Below are 19,624 nucleotides of genomic sequence, written 5' to 3' on the forward strand. Positions count from 1 at the left end.
AAAAGCTTGGTCCGAAAGATTTCGCGTTGCGGCAAGACGGCAAACGAGCACATCCCAGGGAGCTTACATAAGTAAGTGACCTGGGTGGGAGAGCGCAGCCAACGCCGCCGCAGCGTGAAAGATGCAGGACAATTACAACAGAGATGGGGTGTCTGGGATCATATGAACGAACAATATTCCGCGTTGCGTAGTAATGTCAGTATGCTCGGCAAGGTGCTGGGAGAAACCATCAAGGATGCGCTGGGAGAACACATTCTTGATCGCGTAGAAACAATCCGTAAGCTATCCAAATCTTCACGCGCCGGCAATGAAGCTAATCGCCAGGAGCTGCTCACCACGCTACAAAATTTGTCTAATGACGAGCTGCTGCCAGTTGCGCGCGCGTTTAGTCAGTTCCTGAACCTGGCCAATACTGCCGAGCAATACCACAGCATTTCGCCAAAAGGCGAAGCCGCCAGCAACCCGGAAGTGATTGCCCGCACTCTGCGTAAACTGAAAAACCAACCGGACCTCAACGACGCAACCATCAAAAAAGCGGTAGAGTCGCTGTCTTTGGAGTTGGTGCTAACCGCCCATCCGACAGAAATTACCCGCCGTACGCTTATTCACAAGATGGGTGAAATCAATAACTGTCTGAAACAGCTTGATAATACCGATATCGCCGACTACGAACGTCACCAGGTGATGCGTCGCCTGCGCCAGTTGATTGCCCAATCCTGGCATACGGATGAGATCCGCAAGCAGCGCCCAAGCCCGGTGGATGAAGCCAAATGGGGCTTCGCCGTGGTTGAGAACAGCCTGTGGCAGGGCGTACCTAACTATCTGCGTGAACTGAACGAACAGCTGGAAGAAAATCTCGGCTACAAATTGCCGGTGGATTTTGTGCCGGTACGTTTTACCTCCTGGATGGGCGGCGACCGTGACGGCAACCCGAACGTGACGGCGGATATCACCCGCCACGTGCTCTTGTTAAGCCGCTGGAAAGCCACCGATCTGTTCCTGAAAGACATTCATGTTCTGGTATCAGAACTGTCGATGGTCGACGCCACGCCGGAGCTGCTGGCGTTAGTGGGCGAAGAAGGCGCGTCTGAGCCGTATCGCTATCTGATGAAAAAATTGCGCGCCCGTCTGATGGCGACCCAGTCCTGGCTGGAAGCGCGTCTGAAAGGCGAGAAGCTGCCCAAACCGGCTGGCCTGCTGACGCAAAACGAGCAGCTCTGGGAACCTCTGTACGCCTGCTACCAGTCGTTACAGGCCTGCGGCATGGGCATTATCGCCAACGGCGAGTTACTCGACACGCTCCGCCGCGTGAAGTGTTTCGGCGTACCGCTGGTGCGTATTGATATCCGTCAGGAGAGCACCCGCCATACCGAAGCGCTGGGCGAAATTACCCGCTACCTTGGTATTGGCGACTACGAAAGCTGGTCGGAAGCCGACAAGCAGGCCTTCCTGATCCGCGAGCTGAACTCCAAACGTCCGCTACTGCCGCGTAACTGGGAGCCGAGCAACGATACCCGCGAAGTGCTTGAAACCTGCAAGGTTATTGCCGAAGCGCCAAAGGGGTCGATCGCCGCCTACGTGATTTCAATGGCGAAAACGCCGTCTGATGTGCTGGCTGTGCATCTGCTGCTGAAAGAGGCTGGTATCGGCTTTGCCATGCCGGTCGCGCCGCTGTTTGAAACCCTCGACGACCTGAACAACGCCGACGACGTGATGACCCAGTTGTTGAATATCGACTGGTATCGCGGGCTGATTCAGGGTAAGCAGATGGTCATGATCGGCTACTCCGACTCGGCAAAAGACGCCGGCGTCATGGCCGCGTCATGGGCGCAGTATCAGGCGCAGGACGCCCTGATCAAAACTTGTGAAAAAGCGGGCATCGAGCTCACCCTCTTCCACGGCCGCGGCGGCTCTATTGGCCGTGGCGGCGCGCCAGCCCACGCGGCGCTGCTTTCGCAACCGCCAGGCAGTCTGAAAGGCGGCCTGCGCGTGACCGAGCAGGGCGAGATGATCCGCTTCAAATACGGCCTGCCGGAAGTCACCGTCAGCAGCCTCTCGCTCTACACCAGCGCAATTCTGGAAGCAAACCTGCTGCCGCCGCCGGAACCGAAAGACAGCTGGCGTCATATTATGGATGAGCTTTCCGTCATCTCCTGTGAAACCTACCGCGGCTACGTGCGCGAAAATAAAGACTTTGTACCGTACTTCCGCTCCGCGACGCCGGAGCAAGAGCTGGGCAAATTGCCGCTCGGCTCACGTCCGGCGAAACGTCGTCCAACTGGCGGCGTCGAATCGCTGCGCGCGATTCCGTGGATCTTCGCCTGGACGCAAAACCGCCTGATGCTGCCAGCCTGGCTGGGCGCGGGTACTGCGCTGCAAAAAGTGGTGGAAGACGGTAAACAAAGCGAACTGGAAGCCATGTGCCGCGACTGGCCGTTCTTCTCCACGCGTCTTGGGATGCTGGAAATGGTGTTCTCAAAAGCCGACCTGTGGCTGGCCGACTATTACGATCAGCGTCTGGTGGCGAAAACGCTATGGCCGCTGGGCAAAGAGCTACGAGACCTGCTGGAAGAAGACATTAAAGTGGTGCTGGCGATTGCCAACGATTCGCACCTGATGGCCGACTTACCGTGGATTGCGGAGTCCATTCAGTTAAGAAACGTTTATACCGATCCATTAAACGTGTTGCAGGCCGAGTTGCTGTATCGTTCCCGTCTGACTGAAGAGCAGGGCAAATCGCCCGATCCTCGCGTCGAACAGGCGTTGATGGTCACGATTGCGGGCGTCGCCGCCGGTATGCGCAACACCGGCTAACGCCAAAAGAAAGCCGCCCTCACGCAGTTATGTGGGGGCGGCATGAAATACTGCTGTCATCCTCGTCATTTTTTCAATATATTCCTGTCTGCATTTTATGCATTTGTAAATCTTTCTTAGCAAAACGTGCGGCATAAAGCAGGTTTGCTTCAGATTCTTTTAAGGTTCAGGCGTTACGTTTGGCGCTACGATTAAAGACAGGCTCTCATTATGCAATCCACATTACTCCAGACTAAACCCGCGTTTAGCTGGAAAGCCCTGGGCTGGGCACTGCTCTACTTTTGGTTCTTTTCCACCCTCCTGCAGGCCATTATTTATCTCACCGGATACAGTGGGACAAACGGTCTGCGGGATTCGCTACTGTACAGCTCACTGTGGCTGATCCCGGTCTTTCTGTTTCCAGGCCACATCCGGGTTATTGCTGCCGTTATTGGCGTCGTACTCTGGGCCGCCTCGCTGGCGGCGCTGAGCTATTACGTAATCTACGGGCAGGAGTTCTCGCAAAGCGTGCTGTTTGTGATGTTTGAAACCAACGCCAATGAAGCCAGCGAATATTTAAGCCAATATTTCAGTCTGAAAATTGTTCTTGTCGCGCTGGCTTATACGGTGGCGGCGATTTTGCTGTGGACACGTCTACGCCCGGTTTATATTCCATCCCCCTGGCGTTATCTGGTGTCGTTTGCCCTGCTGTACGGGCTGATCCTCCATCCCATCGCGATGAATACCTTTATCAAGCATAAGTCGATGGAGAAAACGCTGGATAGCCTGGCGTCACGAATGGAGCCCGCCGCGCCGTGGCAATTTATTACTGGCTACTATCAGTACCGTTTACAGCTCGCTTCGCTGAATAAACTGCTGAATGAAAACGATGCCCTGCCGCCGCTGGCTAACTTCCAGGACCACTCCGGCGATGCGCCGCGCACGCTGGTACTGGTGATTGGCGAATCGACCCAGCGTGGCCGTATGAGTCTGTACGGTTATCCGCGCGAAACCACGCCGGAACTGGACGCGCTGCATAAAACCGACCCCGGGCTGACCGTGTTTAATAACGTGGTAACTTCGCGACCGTACACCATTGAGATTCTGCAACAGGCGCTAACATTCGCGGACGAAAAGAACCCGGACTGGTATCTGACGAAGCCATCGTTGATGAATATGATGAAACAGGCCGGGTATAAAACCTTCTGGATCACTAACCAGCAGACGATGACGGCGCGTAATACCATGCTGACCGTGTTCTCTAAGCAGACTGATAAGCAGTTCTATATGAACCAGCAGCGCACTCAAAGCGCGCGCGAATATGACAGCAACGTGCTGGCGCCGTTTAAAGCGGTGTTAGCCGACCCGGCGCCGAAAAAATTCATTATTGTGCATCTGCTGGGAACGCACATTAAATACAAGTTCCGCTATCCAGAAAACCAGGGCAAGTTTGATGGTAAAACCGACCATGTTCCGCCGGGATTAAGCAGCGACGAACTGGAGTCGTATAACGATTACGACAACGCGAACCTGTATAACGACTATGTTGTCGCCAGTCTGATTAAGGACTATAAAGCGACCGATCCGAACGGTTTCCTGCTCTACTTCTCCGATCACGGTGAAGAAGTGTATGACACGCCGCCGCATAAGACGCAGGGACGAAACGAAGATTCGCCAACCCGTCATATGTATACGGTGCCGTTCCTGCTGTGGACCTCAGAGAAATGGCAGGCGGCGCATCCGCGCGACTTCTCACAGGATGTCGATCGTAAGTACAGCAGTTCCGAGCTTATCCATACCTGGTCGGACTTAGCGGGCCTGACCTATGATGGCTACGACCCGACGCGTTCCATCACCAACCCGCAGTTCAAAGAGACCACGCGCTGGATTGGCAACCCATATAAGAAAAATGCGCTGATTGATTATGATACGTTGCCGTATGGCGATCAGGTCGGTAATCAATAGCCTGTATGCTGCCCGATAACGCTAACGCTTATCGGGCCTGGCGTTCTTCTCTCCCGCAGTCCGGATAAGGCGCCAAGCGCCGCTATCCGGCAATAATCGCTTGAGGACATCGGTTTTCGACGTTACTGTTTCCTCTGTTTGCGATCGGCAGGGGATTATCATGTATCACGACGTCAGCCACCTTCTCTCCCGTCTCATCAACGGCCCGCTGCCGCTGCGCCAGATTTATTTTGCCAGCGCCAGCGGCCCAGCGCCGGAACTGGCGTACCAGGTGGATTTTCCGCGGCTGGAGATTGTGCTGGAGGGCGAGCTTACTGACATGAGCATTACCGCCCCGCTCATTCCTTGCGATGTTCTCTACGTTCCGGCTGGCGGCTGGAACATCCCGCAGTGGCAAACGCCCGTCACCACCCTGAGCATTCTGTTTGGCAAACAGCAGTTAGGTTTCAGCGTAGTCCACTGGGATGGTCAGCAGCATCAAAACCTCACGAAACAGCACGTTGCGCGCCGTGGCCCGCGTATCGGCTCTTTCCTGTTACAAACGCTTAATGAGATGCAGATGCAGCCGCAAGAGCAGCAAACGGCCAGATTGATTGTCGCCAGCCTACTAAGCCATTGCCGCGATCTGCTCGGCAGCCAAATCCAGACCGCCTCCCGCAGCCGCGCGCTTTTTGAAGCCATTCGGGAGTATATTGATGAACGCTACGCCGCGCCGTTGACGCGCGAATCGGTAGCACAGGCGTTTTATATCTCGCCAAATTACCTCTCGCACCTGTTCCAGAAAACGGGAGCCATCGGCTTTAACGAATACCTGAACCATACGCGACTGGAACACGCCAAAACGTTGCTGAAGGGTTATGACCTGAAAGTGAAAGAGGTGGCGCACCGCTGCGGCTTTGTCGACAGTAACTATTTCTGCCGCCTGTTTCGCAAAAATACGGAACGCTCGCCGTCGGAGTATCGCCGCCAGTATCACAGCCAGCTAACGGAGAAATAATCCACACGTCAATAAAGAGAATACAGTAGATAAAACGCGCACTTACTGGATTATTGTAATATCAATACAAAAACCTCACTCCCCCACATGGCATACAACAGCACGTTATACGTTAATCATCACCAAATTGTGAAGTAAATCACGCTTTACCAAGGGCATCACATTTGTCCAGTTTTTGGCAGATTTGTCACATAGCGCATCCGGGGCACGCTCCTTTATCCTGTCCATAACAAAAACTCACGAAGAGAAAGACTATGGAACTCTATCTGGATACCGCTAACGTGGCGGAAGTTGAACGTCTGGCGCGCATTTTCCCGATTGCCGGCGTCACCACCAATCCAAGCATTGTGGCAGCCAGCAAAGAATCTATCTGGGATGTGCTGCCCAGGCTGCAAAACGCCATCGGCGAAGAAGGCACTTTATTTGCGCAGACCATGAGCCGCGACGCGAAAGGAATGGTGGAAGAAGCCAAACGGCTGAATAACGCCATCCCCGGCATTGTGGTTAAAATTCCGGTGACTGCCGAAGGTCTTGCAGCGATTAAATTGCTGAAAAAAGAAGGCATCGTGACGCTGGGCACCGCCGTCTACAGCGCGTCGCAGGGCCTGCTGGCGGCGCTGGCGGGCGCAAAATATGTCGCTCCCTACGTCAACCGCGTTGATGCGCAGGGCGGCGATGGCATTCGTATGGTTCAGGAGCTGCAAACGCTACTGGAACATCACGCGCCCGACAGCATGGTGCTGGCGGCCAGCTTTAAAACGCCGCGGCAGGCGCTGGATTGCTTACTGGCAGGTTGCCAGGCGATTACCCTTCCTTTAGATGTAGCGCAACAAATGCTCAATACGCCTGCGGTAGAGTCAGCAATAGAGAAGTTTGAGCAAGACTGGAAAAACGCTTTTGGTAATCTGAACCTGTAGGAGAGAAATGTATGGATCGCATTATTCAGTCACCAGGTAAGTATATTCAGGGTGCAAACGTCATCGCGCGTCTTGGCGATTATTTAAAACCAATGGCGAACAACTGGCTGGTTGTGGGCGATAAATTCGTGCTGGGATTTGCCGAAGAGACTCTGCGCAAAAGCCTGACGGATGCCGGTTTGTCAGTAGAAATCGCCCCGTTTGGCGGCGAATGTTCGCAAAATGAGATCGACAGGCTGCGCGCCGTCGCCGAAAAAAGTCAGTGTGGCGCCGTACTGGGTATCGGCGGCGGTAAAACGCTGGATACCGCCAAAGCGCTGGCGCACTTTATGAACGTCCCGGTCGCTATCGCGCCGACCATCGCCTCTACCGACGCACCGTGCAGCGCGCTCTCGGTTATTTATACCGATGCCGGTGAGTTTGACCGTTATCTGTTGCTGCCGCATAACCCGAATATGGTCATTGTCGATACGCAGATAGTGGCGGGCGCGCCGGCGCGTCTGCTGGCAGCCGGTATCGGCGATGCGCTGGCGACCTGGTTTGAAGCGCGCGCCTGCTCACGCAGCGGCGCCACCACAATGGCGGGCGGCAAGTGTACACAGGCCGCGCTGGCGCTGGCGGAGCTATGCTATAACACGCTGATCGAAGAAGGCGAAAAAGCCATGTTGGCCGCCGAACAGCACGTCGTCACGCCAGCGCTGGAGCGCGTCATCGAAGCCAACACCTACCTGAGCGGGGTCGGTTTTGAAAGCGGCGGTCTGGCCGCAGCGCACGCGATTCATAACGGTTTAACGGCGATTCCGGATGCGCACCACTATTATCACGGTGAGAAGGTCGCTTTCGGTACGCTGACGCAACTGGTGCTGGAAAACGCGCCGGTCGAAGAAATCGAAACCGTTGCTGCGCTGTGCCATTCCGTTGGCCTGCCGATTACGCTGGCGCAACTGGATATTAAACAGGATATCCCGGCCAAAATGCGCACCGTCGCGGAAGCCTCCTGCGCAGAAGGTGAAACTATTCATAACATGCCTGGCGGCGCAACGCCGGATGAAGTGTACGCCGCGCTGCTGGTCGCCGACCAGTACGGTCAACGCTTCTTGCAGGAATGGGAATAAGGTCCGAGCAATACTCCTGACGATAGTCAGGAGTATTTCAGCTTGCTGACACAACAGAATTCATTTGCCGAATGTCGACACAGGCACCTTATCTGGCCTTGTTATCCAATCATCCAGGCCGGGTAAGCGAAGCGCCATCATCAGGTATTCCATAGCCTGGAATCAGTCCATTTTGTCCTGAAATAGACTTTTTTATCACGCACCATTCTCTCCGCGGAAAGTCAAATGACGTACTGACACACTTCACGGACGAAGAAGATGAAATTCGCACAGGCACTTATCGGTATTCTTGCTGCTTTTTTTATTAGCCATACCTCTCATCATTCGCCACGCTCTGATACCAGACCAATAACCGTTCAGGCGCAAACTAATGCTGCAATCGCCCAAAGTGCCGGGACACAAATAGGTAAGACGCTATTTTATGATGCTGCCTATGTTCGTCTGGATTATCCGAATGGCGATCTTCCGCTGGAGCGTGGCGTATGTGCAGATGTCGTCATCCGCGCGCTGCGCAGTCAGCAGGTTGATTTACAGAAACGGGTACATGAAGACATGCAGGCGCATTTCTCTGCCTACCCGAATAATTGGAAGCTGAAACGCCCGGACAGCAATATCGACCATCGCCGCGTTCCGAATCTGGAAACCTGGTTCCAGCGTCAAAACAAAGCGTTGCCGGTGACAGATAAATATAGCGATTATCAACCGGGAGATATTGTCTCCTGGCGACTGGATAACGGCCTTGCGCATATTGGCGTGGTATCCCTGAACGTCACGCCTGAAGGGGTGCCGCTGGTTGTGCATAACATAGGCGCGGGAGCACAGGAGGAAGATGTATTATTTAACTGGAAAGTAACGGGACATTTTCGTTATTTTTCGCATTAAACGCGGAAAACGTCAGCGACTACCGAATAGCAGCCGCTGACGAATTAACCTATCAGATTATTGCAGATCGAAACGGTCCAGGTTCATCACTTTCACCCATGCCGCGACGAAGTCCTTCACAAACTTCTCGTGCGCATCGCTACACGCGTAAACTTCCGCCAGCGCGCGCAGTACGGAGTTGGAACCAAACACCAGATCGGCGCGGGTCGCCGTGTATTTCACCTCGCCAGTCAGACGATCCCGGCTTTCGAACAGCTCATTAAATTCGTCGGTCGGTTTCCACTCGTAACGCATATCCAGCAGATTAGCGAAGAAGTCTGTGCTGAGCACGCCCGGTCTGTCGGTAAAGACACCGTTCTGGCTGCCGTCAAAGTTGGTTCCCAGCACACGCATCCCGCCAACCAGTACCGTCATTTCCGGCGCGGTCAACGTTAACTGCTGCGCTTTATCAATCAACAGCGATTCGGTCGTCGACACATCCAGACGCGCACGATAGTTACGGAATCCATCGGCAATCGGTTCAAGCAGCGAGAACATCTCGATGTCGGTCTGATCCTGACGCGCATCCACCCGGCCCGGCGCAAAAGGTACGCTGATGCTGACACCCGCAGCAGCGGCCGCCTGCTCGATACCGACCACGCCCGCCAGCACAATAATATCGGCCAGCGAAGCTTTATTCGTCGTTTTCTGGATCTCTTCTAATACCGGCAGAACACGAGCCGCAACGGCGTTGACATCCCAGTCGCGCTGAGGCGCTAATGCCAGACGCGCGCCGTTAGCGCCGCCACGCTTATCGCCGCCGCGGAAAGTAGACGCGGATGCCCAGGCAACCGAAACCATCTCGCTAATAGAAAGCCCGGATGCAGCGATCGCCGCTTTCAGGTTGATAATGTCTTCCTGCGTTGGCTGGTAGAGCGGTTGCGGCAACGGGTCCTGCCAGATCAGATCTTCTTTCGGCACTTCCGGTCCGATGTAACGCGCTTTTGGTCCCATATCTCTGTGCGTCAGTTTGAACCAGGCACGAGCAAAGGCTTCATTAAAGGCCTGCGGATCGTTAAGGAAACGACGGGAAATCTTCTCGAACTCCGGATCAAAACGCAGCGTCAGGTCGGTGACCAGCATGGTTGGCTTACGTTTTTTCGACGGATCGAACGGGTCCGGGATGATGTCCGGCGCGTCTACCGCTTCAAACTGGATAGCGCCAGCCGGACTACGGGTTTGTACCCACTCATATTTGAACAGGTTCTCGAAGAAATAGTTGCTCCACTGGGTCGGCGTCTGCGTCCAGACCACTTCCAGCCCGGAGGTGATAGCATCCGCGCCAACGCCGCTACCATAGCTGCTGGCCCAACCTAAGCCCTGCGCTTCAATCGGCGCGGCTTCCGGATCGGCCCCTACATGGGATGCCGCTGCCGCGCCGTGGGTTTTACCGAGGGTATGCCCGCCAGCGATCAACGCCACGGTCTCTTCGTCGTTCATCCCCATATTGCCAAAGGTAGCGCGAATAGCGGCGGCGGCAGAAAGTGGTTCGCCGCTGTGATCCGGCCCTTCCGGGTTAACGTAGATAAGGCCCATCTCGGTCGCGCCCAGCGGCGCTTTTGCCAGCGCTTCAGGGTGTCGGTGAGTCAACCAGGCTTTTTCATCGCCCCAGTTCACATCCAGATCCGGTTCCCAGACATCTTCACGCCCGGCGCCGAAACCGAAGGTACGGAAGCCGGAGTTTTCCAGCGCCACGTTACCCGCCAGAATAAACAGGTCGGCCCAGGAAATTTTCTGGCCATATTTCTGCTTAATCGGCCACAACAAACGACGCGCCTTATCCAGGCTGACGTTATCCGGCCAGGAGTTAAGCGGCGCAAAACGCTGTTGACCACGACCCGCGCCGCCACGACCATCAATAGAACGGTAGGTGCCAGCGCCATGCCAGGCCATACGAATAAACAAACCGACATAGCTGCCCCAGTCGGCGGGCCACCACGGTTGTGAATCGGTCAGCAGCGCCTTGAGATCCCCTTTCAGGGCGGAGTAGTCTAACTTGCTAAACTCTTTGCGGTAGTCAAAGTCTTCACCCAGCGGGTTAGAACGGTTGGAATGTTGATTCAAAAGATCCACACGAAGCTGGTTCGGCCACCAGTCGCGGCTGGCTGTCCCTGCGCCTGCGCTTCGGTCATGCCCCCCCTGATGGAAAGGACATTTTCCAGTGGATAACGTGTTATGGGTATCGTCGGTCGTGCTCATATCTCAGCTCCCTTTTAAAGTGTTACCGTTACGATATACACCAGGAGCAAATAGATATAGTTGAATTAATCCACAGATTCGATAGCTAATACCTTTTATATTTTTAGTTACAGAGATGTAGATCAATATGAGTTGTAATAAAGCTCCCGGCAGGGAGCTGGAGGTTATAAACCCGGTCTTACGCCCAGCGTGTGGCAAATGGCATAACTCATTTCCGCACGATTCAACGTGTAGAAGTGGAAATCCTTTACTCCTTCACGGCTTAAAATTTTCACCATGTCCATCGCAATGTTAGCGCCCACCAGCTTGCGGGTTTCCGCGTCATTATCCAGCCCCTCAAACATCAGTGACATCCAGGACGGAATGCGGACATTGGTCATATCGGCAAATTTTTTCGCCTGTTTAAAGTTAGACACCGGTAAAATGCCGGGAATAATTTCTACGTCGATACCGGCAGAAACACAGCGGTCACGAAAACGCAGGTAGCTTTCCACATCGAAGAAAAATTGGGTTATCGCGCGGTTAGCGCCAGCATCCACTTTACGCTTCAGATTAAGCAGATCGGCCTGCGCGCTTTTCGCTTCCGGATGTACCTCCGGATAGGCCGCTACTGAAATATCGAAATCGGCCACCTCTTTGAGCAAACCAACCAGATCGGCGGCGTACATCTCCGGCTTACCGCTGCCCGGCGGCAAATCACCGCGCAAAGCGACAATGTGGCGGATACCGTTATTCCAGTAGTCGCGGGCGATGGTGCGCAGTTCATCGCGCGTGGCGTCAATACAGGTAAGGTGCGGCGCGGCCTCAAGCCCAGTACGCTCTTTAATGCCTTTAATAACGCTATGAGTGCGGTCGCGCTCCCCGGAGTTGGCGCCATACGTTACCGAAACAAACTTCGGTTTCAGACTGCTCAGGCGATCGATGGAGTTCCACAGGGTTTGCTCCATTTCACTGGTGCGCGGCGGGAAAAATTCAAACGAAACGTTAATCTGACCCTGTACTTCCGCCAGGCTCTGATTCAGGGCTTCCCGCTGGTTGGCGTGAAAAAAGCTCATACCTTACCTCATCAATCGCATGTTATTATTTGTTGTGTTGTAAACATCTATCCGTTTAGACGTCCAGATGTAAAAATGACGGAAAAGCAGAAGGACGTCAACTGAAAAATCACGCCAAAGAATGAGGAATATTCAGCAAAGTTGAATTTTCTTCATGTCACGCCGCGACACTGAACGCGCCGCGGCAGGGGAAATTACTTCTTCACATCCGCAACGCGCATCCCTTTGAGCTGCTCATCCGTGATGGTGTTGCCCGCCTTGAAGTAATCGACTATCGCATTCGACACATAGTAGCCGCCGGAGGTGTTCCGCGCCTGGCCTTCCGTGAATGCCGCAAAACCATCGCCGCCGTCGGCAAGGAAGCTGTTGGTGGCAATGTGATAAACCGTAGCATCGTCAATCGGCTTGCCATTGAGCGTCAGCACGGTAACCCGCTGGCCGACAGGTTTGCTGCTGTCATACTTCATCTCCAGCCCTTTAGACACCTGCAATACGCCGTTGCTTAAGCCAGCGCCATGCTCCATCAGGCTGCGCAATTGTTTACCGGTTAAATCCATCGTGACCAGTTCATTAGGGAACGGGAAGGTACTGATTACCGCACCCATCGTCACCGCGCCAGCCGGGATTTCGTTGCGGATACCGCCAGAGTTAGTAAGCGCTAACTGGGTGTCTTTCCCCGCCGTAAAAAGCAGCGCATCCGCCGCCAGATTCCCCAGCGACGACGATTCGCCATACGCGCGGGTCAGCTCAACCGGCGACTGGGCCACCGTTTGCTGCACGACTTTATCGAGCTTTTTGTTCCAGCCGTCGATCACCTGTTTCGTTTGCGGGTCGGGCTTCCACTCATCAGCAAAAATGGTCTTCAGCTCGAAGTTCTTCACCGTAAAGTGGTGTGGTTTCTCTTTGTAATCCAGCACCAGTTTACCCACATCAATGCCGCCGCTGTCCGTTGAGAGGATCAGAGTATTACCGACTTTAATCGGTTCCGGCGTACCGACATGCGCGTGGCCGGTAATCAAAATATCCAGCCCTTTTACCTGACTTGCGGTCTGAATATCTTTATCCAGCGCGCGCCGCACATCGGTATTTCCCATGCTGGACTGGCAGGCCGGGGTGCCTTCGTGGATCAGCGCGACGGTCAGATCGACTTTACCTTTAAGTTCATCAATGTAACGTTGCAGCCACTTAATTTCATCGCGTGCCTCAATGCCCACGCGCGTCGCGGCGGATACCGTATCATTAAAAGCAAAGACACCGTGTAAGCCGATTACGCCAATCTTGACGCCATCTTTTTCAACAATGGTGTACGGCTTATCCCAGAAGGATTTACTGCTGTCCTCATAAAAAATATTGCCCTGCACGATAGGGAATTTCGCCCGGCTAAGTTGCAACAATGTATTGTCCCAGCCATGATCGAACTCATGATTACCGATAGTGGCAGCGTCATACTGCATGGTATTCAAAATATCGATAATCGCTTTACCCTTCGTCAGGCTGCTGATATACGGTCCGGTAAAGTAATCTCCGGCATCAAAAAACCACGTCGCCTTATTTTTGGCTTTTTCCTGCTTCACCAACGTGGTGATATTGGCCCAACCGCCAATATCGCGTTTACCGTCAGCAATCCACGGTACTTTATAAGGCTCCACATGGGCGTGTAGATCGTTGGTGTAAATAATGGTGACATCTTTGGCGCAGGCCCAGAACGGCAGCGTGAACAAAATACCGGCAGCAAGCAGTTTTACTTTCATAAATAAGTCCCTTTCAGTCATATAAAGATTCGCTACGTTACGTTCTGAAAGGTTTTTTTATGTGAGAGTCCTCACACCCGCGTACCGTTTTATGAAGGCAGAATCAACGACCTGCCAAAATCGTTGGTAAAATGTATGCCGCCTCTGTTCACCATTAATGCCTGCAAAAGCGCTGGTTGTCGCAATCTTGGGCTGCCTGACTCGCCGGATTATGTGTGGCCGGACTATCGCCTGGGTTATCCGGCATTGCATTGTCGAGCCTGCGGCAGTTATCCGCCGCTCTTCAACGAGGTGGAATTTCGCCGCTGGGCGTCTGCTTATATCGCGCAGTATGCCAAAGAGCATGGTCACTTTTGTCCCGACTGCTATCAAAAAACATGGATTCGCTATGGACGTAATCCCGGCGGAACGCAGCGACTTCAGTGCCAGTACTGTAAGAAGGTCTGGACGCCAAAACAGCACGCGCTGAATGCCGCCGAAACGCCGGAACAGATTTGCAGTATTCCGCTGCTCGTACCGTTTCAGGGAGCGAATGCCTTCCAGCAATTGTACTTTTTATTCAGTTTTGACGCTGTTCGCGGCAATGTTCTTCACCTTTCCAGCAATTTCACGTTACTTTCTGCCGGAAAGAGTTTGCATTACCACTGGAAAGGAATTGCGCCGCCCGAGGGTGAGGATGGCGATATTATTCACCGTATCGCCATTAAAGAACGGCAATTTTTACAGCGTAGTCAGTTCGATGAGATTCAGTATGGCCCGGCGGCGCTTAAACGTAACGCGCAAGGAACAATACTTCGCCCGGTCATTACGGCGCATGGTCATTTTCGGGTGCTGAAAAACCGCTTTCCTGATGTCACGACACACATCATTGCCCATGAGTGTTTTTTGCGCGGCGCGGTCATTACGGCATGGGCGGAGCGGTTTCGCCAGCGTCTCTCCTCGCTGTGGTTCGTTGAGGAAGAGATAAACGATGACGATTGCCGCGCAGAGTGGCAACTGTTAGGCAAAACATGGCAGGGATGGTGGCAAAATCAGTGGCAACTCTGGGGGCAAGGTCACAACCGCAAAATGGTCTGTTCGTTAACTGGTTCCCACTTAGAACAAGGTGTCGCCGTTAATCTGGCGGCTAGTCGCCGCTTTGTTACCTGGCTATGGCAACAACCTGAATTCCAGCAAAGCACCCACTATTCCGCCAAACGCGTCACGCAAATTCTGTATTTGCTGACGGAAAAATATAACTCACAATGGAATCACATTTAACCCAATGATGTAATGCCACGCATAAAAAATCACAGATTATCATTCAGAAGGCGCTATAGATTTAATCACCTCACATCCTGCTTTTATACGCTGAAAAAGAATAGAACTATTTGATAAAATGGCCCTTCGTTTTAAGTTAAAATCGGCTATAAACGTTATTCACATAATCAATATTTATTATCAATTTAAATAGTTCTATACATTCTTATTTTCTATGGAAAACAAGGGATAAATATGGAAATTACTTTACCGTCAATGTCAGATAAAAAATGGACCTGCGCCGATCTCCTGAGTAGCTATCGATTCTGGGGGATCACTTTTTTCTTTTTGGTGCTCTCTTTTATCAGTTCGCTGGGATCGTCGTATGGTGTTTATTTTTGGAGTAAATCTCTGTCTATTCCAGCCAATCGTATTGGCGCCATTCTCGTTGGCGGCCAACTGGGATACCTCCTGGGTATGGTTGCCAGCTGGTTTGTCTGCCGTATAAAAAATTGTTACCCCTTCTACTTTGTTGCGCTCCTGTTAATCATTAGCGTGGTCTGTTCCTTCTGCATAAATGGCCCGTCTGACGTAGTCAGGCTTATCATAGCGCAGTTTTTAATTAATCTGGGTATGGGGATCGTAACGCTGTTAGTCCCCATGCTGCTTTTCAGCGCTATCGGCAGTGCTCAGACATTTGTTATTTTATTTAGCCTCTGCTTACTGTTCAAATTTATCATCGCTGGCTATCTGTCTATATTTATATACTCAATTCCTTATATAGGAATAATCGTAATTACTTTAGCGGTTATCGCGCTTTTGCTACTATTACCGCTCAAAAAAGAACTTTTCTATATTGCACCGCCCAAAAGGTTCTCATCAACCCAGCGACCTGAGTGCGCAGAACCCCTTGTCGTCGCATTATTGGCCTTTTTCATTCCATTTTATATTATTTATTGGTTCTTCAGAATTCACCGGGAAATGCAATTTGTGGCGCCTTCGCCCCGACTCATGACCGCATGTGGCGCGGGATGGCTGTCAGCCATTATGCCGTTTGGCACAGCCATATTGTGTCTGACGCTTAGCGACGAAATCCGCGCTCTGCTGGCGAATAAAAAAGAAGATGGCGGAATACGAACCGGCTGGACACTATTCTGGGCGTTACTGCTGCCACCCGTCGGCGCGGCGATTATCCAGGCAAAAATGAACCGTTTTATTACTGCTAATACCGCGGATACTGCTGACAGAGGATAAACATGGAAGGTTTTGAGTTATTTCCAAAAATTAAAGGCGCGATCAAATGGATGGCCGAGCACAGTGACTCGGTAATTCATTTTGGCTGGAATGTTGTTGCCGCCATCATTCTACTTTTCATCGGTAAGTTAATAGCTCGCTTACTATCGAGGGGGCTGGAAAAATTACTTCTCAGGCGGCAAGTGGATGCCACTATTGTCCACTTTTTCTCCGCGCTGGTTCGCTACATCACGATAGCTTTCACGGCAGTAGCCGCTCTTGGCCGTGTCGGTATAGAAACCTCCTCAATTATTGCCGTTATCGGTGCGGCGGGTTTAGCCATTGGTCTGGCGCTGCAAGGGTCACTTTCCAACTTTGCCGCAGGCGTACTGCTTGTCTCCCTGCGCCCTTTCCGCGCCGGGGAAATTGTACAAATTGGCCTGGTTATCGGCACAGTAGAAAAGGTCCATATTTTCTCCACCACTCTGCTCACTGCGGATAGCAAAGAAGTTGTCATCCCGAATGGTAAAATTATTGCTGATAATATTATCAACTATTCACGACACCCCTATCGACGTATTGATCTGATTATTGGCGTGGATTACCAAAGCCGTATTGCTGACGTAAAAAGCGTGATACATCGTATTATTGAACAAGATCATCGCATTGATAAAACCCGCGATATTACGGTCCGCCTGGGCGAACTTGCGCCCTCTAGCCTGAATTTCTATGTTCGCGTATGGGTGCCCAACGCTCAGTACTGGAGTACTTACTACGATCTTCTGGAAAATATCAAGGAAGCGATGGATGAAAACGGCATCAATATTCCTTACCCCCGGATGGATGTCCGGGTTGAGAATGTAAAAAGCATCACGCCATAATGTTTCGTCAGCAATCGGATAGCGCTTCGTATATCAGTATCTACAGAATGACTGCATAACGTATTGAAACGTATTGATGAGGGAGCGAAGCGCAACCCGGCGCTTCGCTCACGAACTTGCCTTTATTACAGCAACTGCGCCAGGCGGTTGATATCCGACTGAATCGCCCCGGCGGTCACATCGCGACCCGCGCCCGGCCCACGGATCACCAGCGGGTTATCGCGATACCAGCGGCTTTCAATAGCAAAGACATTATCGCACGGCAGCAGCGCCGCCAGCGGATGCTCCGGACGCACCGCTTCAACGCCGACGCGCGCTTTGCCATTGGCGTCGAAACGCGCCACGTAACGCAACACCAGCCCCAGTTCGCGGGCTGCCTCCAGACGCTGCACCATCTGTTCATTCAGCGCGTCGCCGTTTTCGAAAAAGTGATCGATAGACCCTTCTTCACAGTGCGCCGGCACCAACGATTCTACACGCACCTGATCCGGCTCGATGTCGTATCCCGCCTCGCGCGCCAGAATCACCAGCTTACGCATGACATCTTTTCCGGAAAGATCGACGCGCGGATCGGGTTCCGTCAGCCCCTGCTGCCAGGCCTGATCCACCAGATCGGTAAACGGCACCGTGCCGTCAAATTGCAGGAACAGCCAGGATAGCGTCCCGGAGAAGATCCCGCTGATCGAGAGAATCGTATCGCCGCTGTCAATCAAATCCCGCACCGTGTGGTTGATCGGCAACCCCGCGCCCACGGTGGCGTTATACAGCCAGTAACGCCCGGTTTTTTCAAACGCGTCATGAATCTGGCGATACTTATCGCTGGCGCTTGCGCCCGCCAGTTTATTGGCGCTAATCACATGAAAACCGTGGCTGGCGAAATCCAGATACTGATCGGCCAGTTGCTCGCTTGCTGTCACATCCAGCACCACTAAATCATCATACGGATGCGCACGCATCCACAGGAATAGCGACTCTTCGTCCTGCTCAACGGCTTCATCATCAAAGAATGCCAGCGCGCGGCTGGCATCCAGCCCTTCATAATTCAGCAGGCTACGGCGGCTATCCACCACGCCCGCCAGCACAAATTCAAAACCAGTACGCGCGGAAAGCGTGCTTTGTTCACGGGCAAATAGTTCCAGCCAACGGGAGCCGATGTTCCCCTTACCGAACAGCATCAGGCCAATGCGTTTTTCGGCGCGGAAAACAGACTGGTGCAGCCCCTGAATCAGGCTCTCAGTCGGGCCGGTACGCAGCACCGCCACCAGACTGATGCCCTCCTCCGACTGCCAGGTAAACTCCACTGGCTGACCTTTCAACTGCTGCCAGAAGCGATGGCAGTGTAGCGGATTGCGAGTGACGCCCGCACCGACCATCGCCACCAGCGCCAGCCCCTGCCGCAGGCGCAATTCGCCCGGCAGCCCGACATCGTCGAGGAGTTTCAGTACGCTATCCGCTACCTCGGCGGTATAGCAGAACTGTAATAGCTGGCGATCGCGATGCACGCCCACCGCCAGCGGACGCGCCTGCGCCCGTTTTAAAATTTGGTCGAGCTCTTTGTGCGCCAGCCTGAAATCCTGGCTGGCGGGCACCTGAAACTCAATCAGACAGATATCATCGTGACTGGTCACGATACGCGCGCCCGTCCCGGAAGCCAGCACTCGTTCAATTCGGGTTGACCCTTGATCCGGCGTGTAGCTACAGCGCAACTGCAAATCGATATCGCTGCCGGACACTGGCTGTAGCGTGCGGGCGTGCAGAACAGGCGCCGCCAGACGCGCCAGCTCGCTGGCTTCGTCCAGACGCAGCAACGGCAGCAGGCAGGCATCTTTCACTTTGCGCGGGTCGGCGCTATAAACGCCCGCGACATCGCTCCAGATGGTCACGCGGGAAACGCCCGCCAGCGCGCCGATTTGCGTGGCGGAATAGTCGGAACCGTTCCGGCCTAACAGGACCGTTTCGCCGTCGTGATTGCGGCTGATAAAGCCGGTCACGACCAGACGTTTGCCAGGATGCTGCGCCAGTAGCTGTTGCAATAAAGGATAAGATAGCCCTTCATCAACCTGCGGCTGTGCGGCGCGTTCGGCGCGTAAAAATGCGCGCGCGTCCAGCCAGGCGGCATCCAGCCCCTGCTGATTCAGGACGGCGGACATCAATCTCGCCGACCAAATTTCGCCGTGTCCGACGATCTCGGCATAGACGGCATCCGTTACGCCGCCGTCGAGCAAGGCGGCAAGACGTTCCAGATCGCTGATAAAAGCGCTGGTTAAGTCATCTGCCGCGTCGGCGGGAAGCAGCCCGCTAATCAGATCGCACTGGTAGCGGCGTAACGTCTGTAATACCTGATGCGCAGAAAGGCGATCGGTCTGGCTTAACTTGAGCCAGCTAATCAACTGGTTGGTGGTACTGCCTGCGGCGGACACTACCATCATATCGTCAGGCTGCGAATACTCCGCCATAATGCCTGCGACACGCAGGTAACACTTCACATCCGCCAGACTACTGCCGCCAAATTTATGCAGTTGACGACCTTTCGCCCCTGCCTGCGCAATCACACTCAT

General features: G+C 53.4%; 13 protein-coding genes. 9 read left to right on the forward strand and 4 right to left on the reverse strand.

Annotated features, from left to right (window positions below):
- The first annotated feature begins 162 nt into the window (after nt 1-162).
- The 6 genes from ppc to ACLJQD_RS20065 all read left to right on the forward strand — a co-directional run bounded on the left by ppc (nt 163) and on the right by ACLJQD_RS20065 (nt 8,669).
- Complete coding sequence (ppc, locus tag ACLJQD_RS20040; RefSeq protein ID WP_001005548.1) at nt 163-2,814, forward strand: phosphoenolpyruvate carboxylase; 2,652 nt, start codon at nt 163-165, stop codon at nt 2,812-2,814.
- 210 nt (nt 2,815-3,024) lie between these two features.
- A complete protein-coding gene (locus ACLJQD_RS20045; RefSeq protein WP_017441857.1) occupies nt 3,025-4,758 on the forward strand; it encodes a phosphoethanolamine transferase CptA in 1,734 nt (577 codons plus the stop codon).
- Between the two features lie 160 nt (nt 4,759-4,918).
- Nucleotides 4,919-5,755: a helix-turn-helix transcriptional regulator gene (locus ACLJQD_RS20050; RefSeq protein WP_000274595.1), complete on the forward strand. Its 837-nt coding sequence runs from the start codon at nt 4,919-4,921 to the stop codon at nt 5,753-5,755.
- 254 nt (nt 5,756-6,009) lie between these two features.
- Nucleotides 6,010-6,672 carry a fructose-6-phosphate aldolase gene (fsa, locus tag ACLJQD_RS20055; protein WP_000424866.1) on the forward strand — a complete coding sequence of 221 codons (663 nt, stop codon included), beginning with the start codon at nt 6,010-6,012 and terminating at the stop codon, nt 6,670-6,672.
- 11 nt (nt 6,673-6,683) lie between these two features.
- A complete protein-coding gene (locus ACLJQD_RS20060; protein WP_000374031.1) occupies nt 6,684-7,787 on the forward strand; it encodes a glycerol dehydrogenase in 1,104 nt (367 codons plus the stop codon).
- A 258-nt stretch (nt 7,788-8,045) separates the two neighbouring features.
- A complete protein-coding gene (locus tag ACLJQD_RS20065; RefSeq protein WP_000666692.1) occupies nt 8,046-8,669 on the forward strand; it encodes a DUF1287 domain-containing protein in 624 nt (207 codons plus the stop codon).
- 57 nt (nt 8,670-8,726) lie between these two features.
- On the opposite strand, the gene katG is transcribed toward ACLJQD_RS20065, so the two are convergent.
- The 3 genes from katG to ACLJQD_RS20080 all read right to left on the reverse strand — a co-directional run bounded on the left by katG (nt 8,727) and on the right by ACLJQD_RS20080 (nt 13,713).
- Nucleotides 8,727-10,907, reverse strand: a complete 2,181-nt coding sequence (katG, locus tag ACLJQD_RS20070; protein ID WP_017441858.1) for a catalase/peroxidase HPI — start codon at nt 10,905-10,907, stop codon at nt 8,727-8,729.
- A 164-nt stretch (nt 10,908-11,071) separates the two neighbouring features.
- Complete coding sequence (gene metF / locus ACLJQD_RS20075; protein ID WP_000007508.1) at nt 11,072-11,962, reverse strand: methylenetetrahydrofolate reductase; 891 nt, start codon at nt 11,960-11,962, stop codon at nt 11,072-11,074.
- 194 nt (nt 11,963-12,156) lie between these two features.
- Nucleotides 12,157-13,713 carry a bifunctional metallophosphatase/5'-nucleotidase gene (locus ACLJQD_RS20080; RefSeq protein ID WP_017441859.1) on the reverse strand — a complete coding sequence of 519 codons (1,557 nt, stop codon included), beginning with the start codon at nt 13,711-13,713 and terminating at the stop codon, nt 12,157-12,159.
- Nucleotides 13,714-13,848: 135 nt separating this feature from the next.
- On the opposite strand from ACLJQD_RS20080, the gene ACLJQD_RS20085 reads away from it, so the two are divergent.
- The 3 genes from ACLJQD_RS20085 to mscS all read left to right on the forward strand — a co-directional run bounded on the left by ACLJQD_RS20085 (nt 13,849) and on the right by mscS (nt 17,066).
- A complete protein-coding gene (locus ACLJQD_RS20085; protein ID WP_017441860.1) occupies nt 13,849-14,973 on the forward strand; it encodes a hypothetical protein in 1,125 nt (374 codons plus the stop codon).
- A 234-nt stretch (nt 14,974-15,207) separates the two neighbouring features.
- Nucleotides 15,208-16,206, forward strand: a complete 999-nt coding sequence (locus ACLJQD_RS20090) for a hypothetical protein (protein ID WP_017441861.1) — start codon at nt 15,208-15,210, stop codon at nt 16,204-16,206.
- Between the two features lie 2 nt (nt 16,207-16,208).
- Nucleotides 16,209-17,066 carry a small-conductance mechanosensitive channel MscS gene (gene mscS, locus ACLJQD_RS20095; RefSeq protein ID WP_000398251.1) on the forward strand — a complete coding sequence of 286 codons (858 nt, stop codon included), beginning with the start codon at nt 16,209-16,211 and terminating at the stop codon, nt 17,064-17,066.
- Nucleotides 17,067-17,191: 125 nt separating this feature from the next.
- Here mscS and metL read toward each other — a convergent pair whose 3' ends face one another.
- Nucleotides 17,192-19,624: a bifunctional aspartate kinase/homoserine dehydrogenase II gene (metL, locus tag ACLJQD_RS20100; protein ID WP_000110811.1), complete on the reverse strand. Its 2,433-nt coding sequence runs from the start codon at nt 19,622-19,624 to the stop codon at nt 17,192-17,194.

The sequence above is a fragment of the Salmonella sp. SAL04214 genome (genome assembly GCF_046550615.1).
In the GTDB taxonomy this organism is placed as follows: Bacteria; Pseudomonadota; Gammaproteobacteria; order Enterobacterales; family Enterobacteriaceae; genus Salmonella; species Salmonella enterica.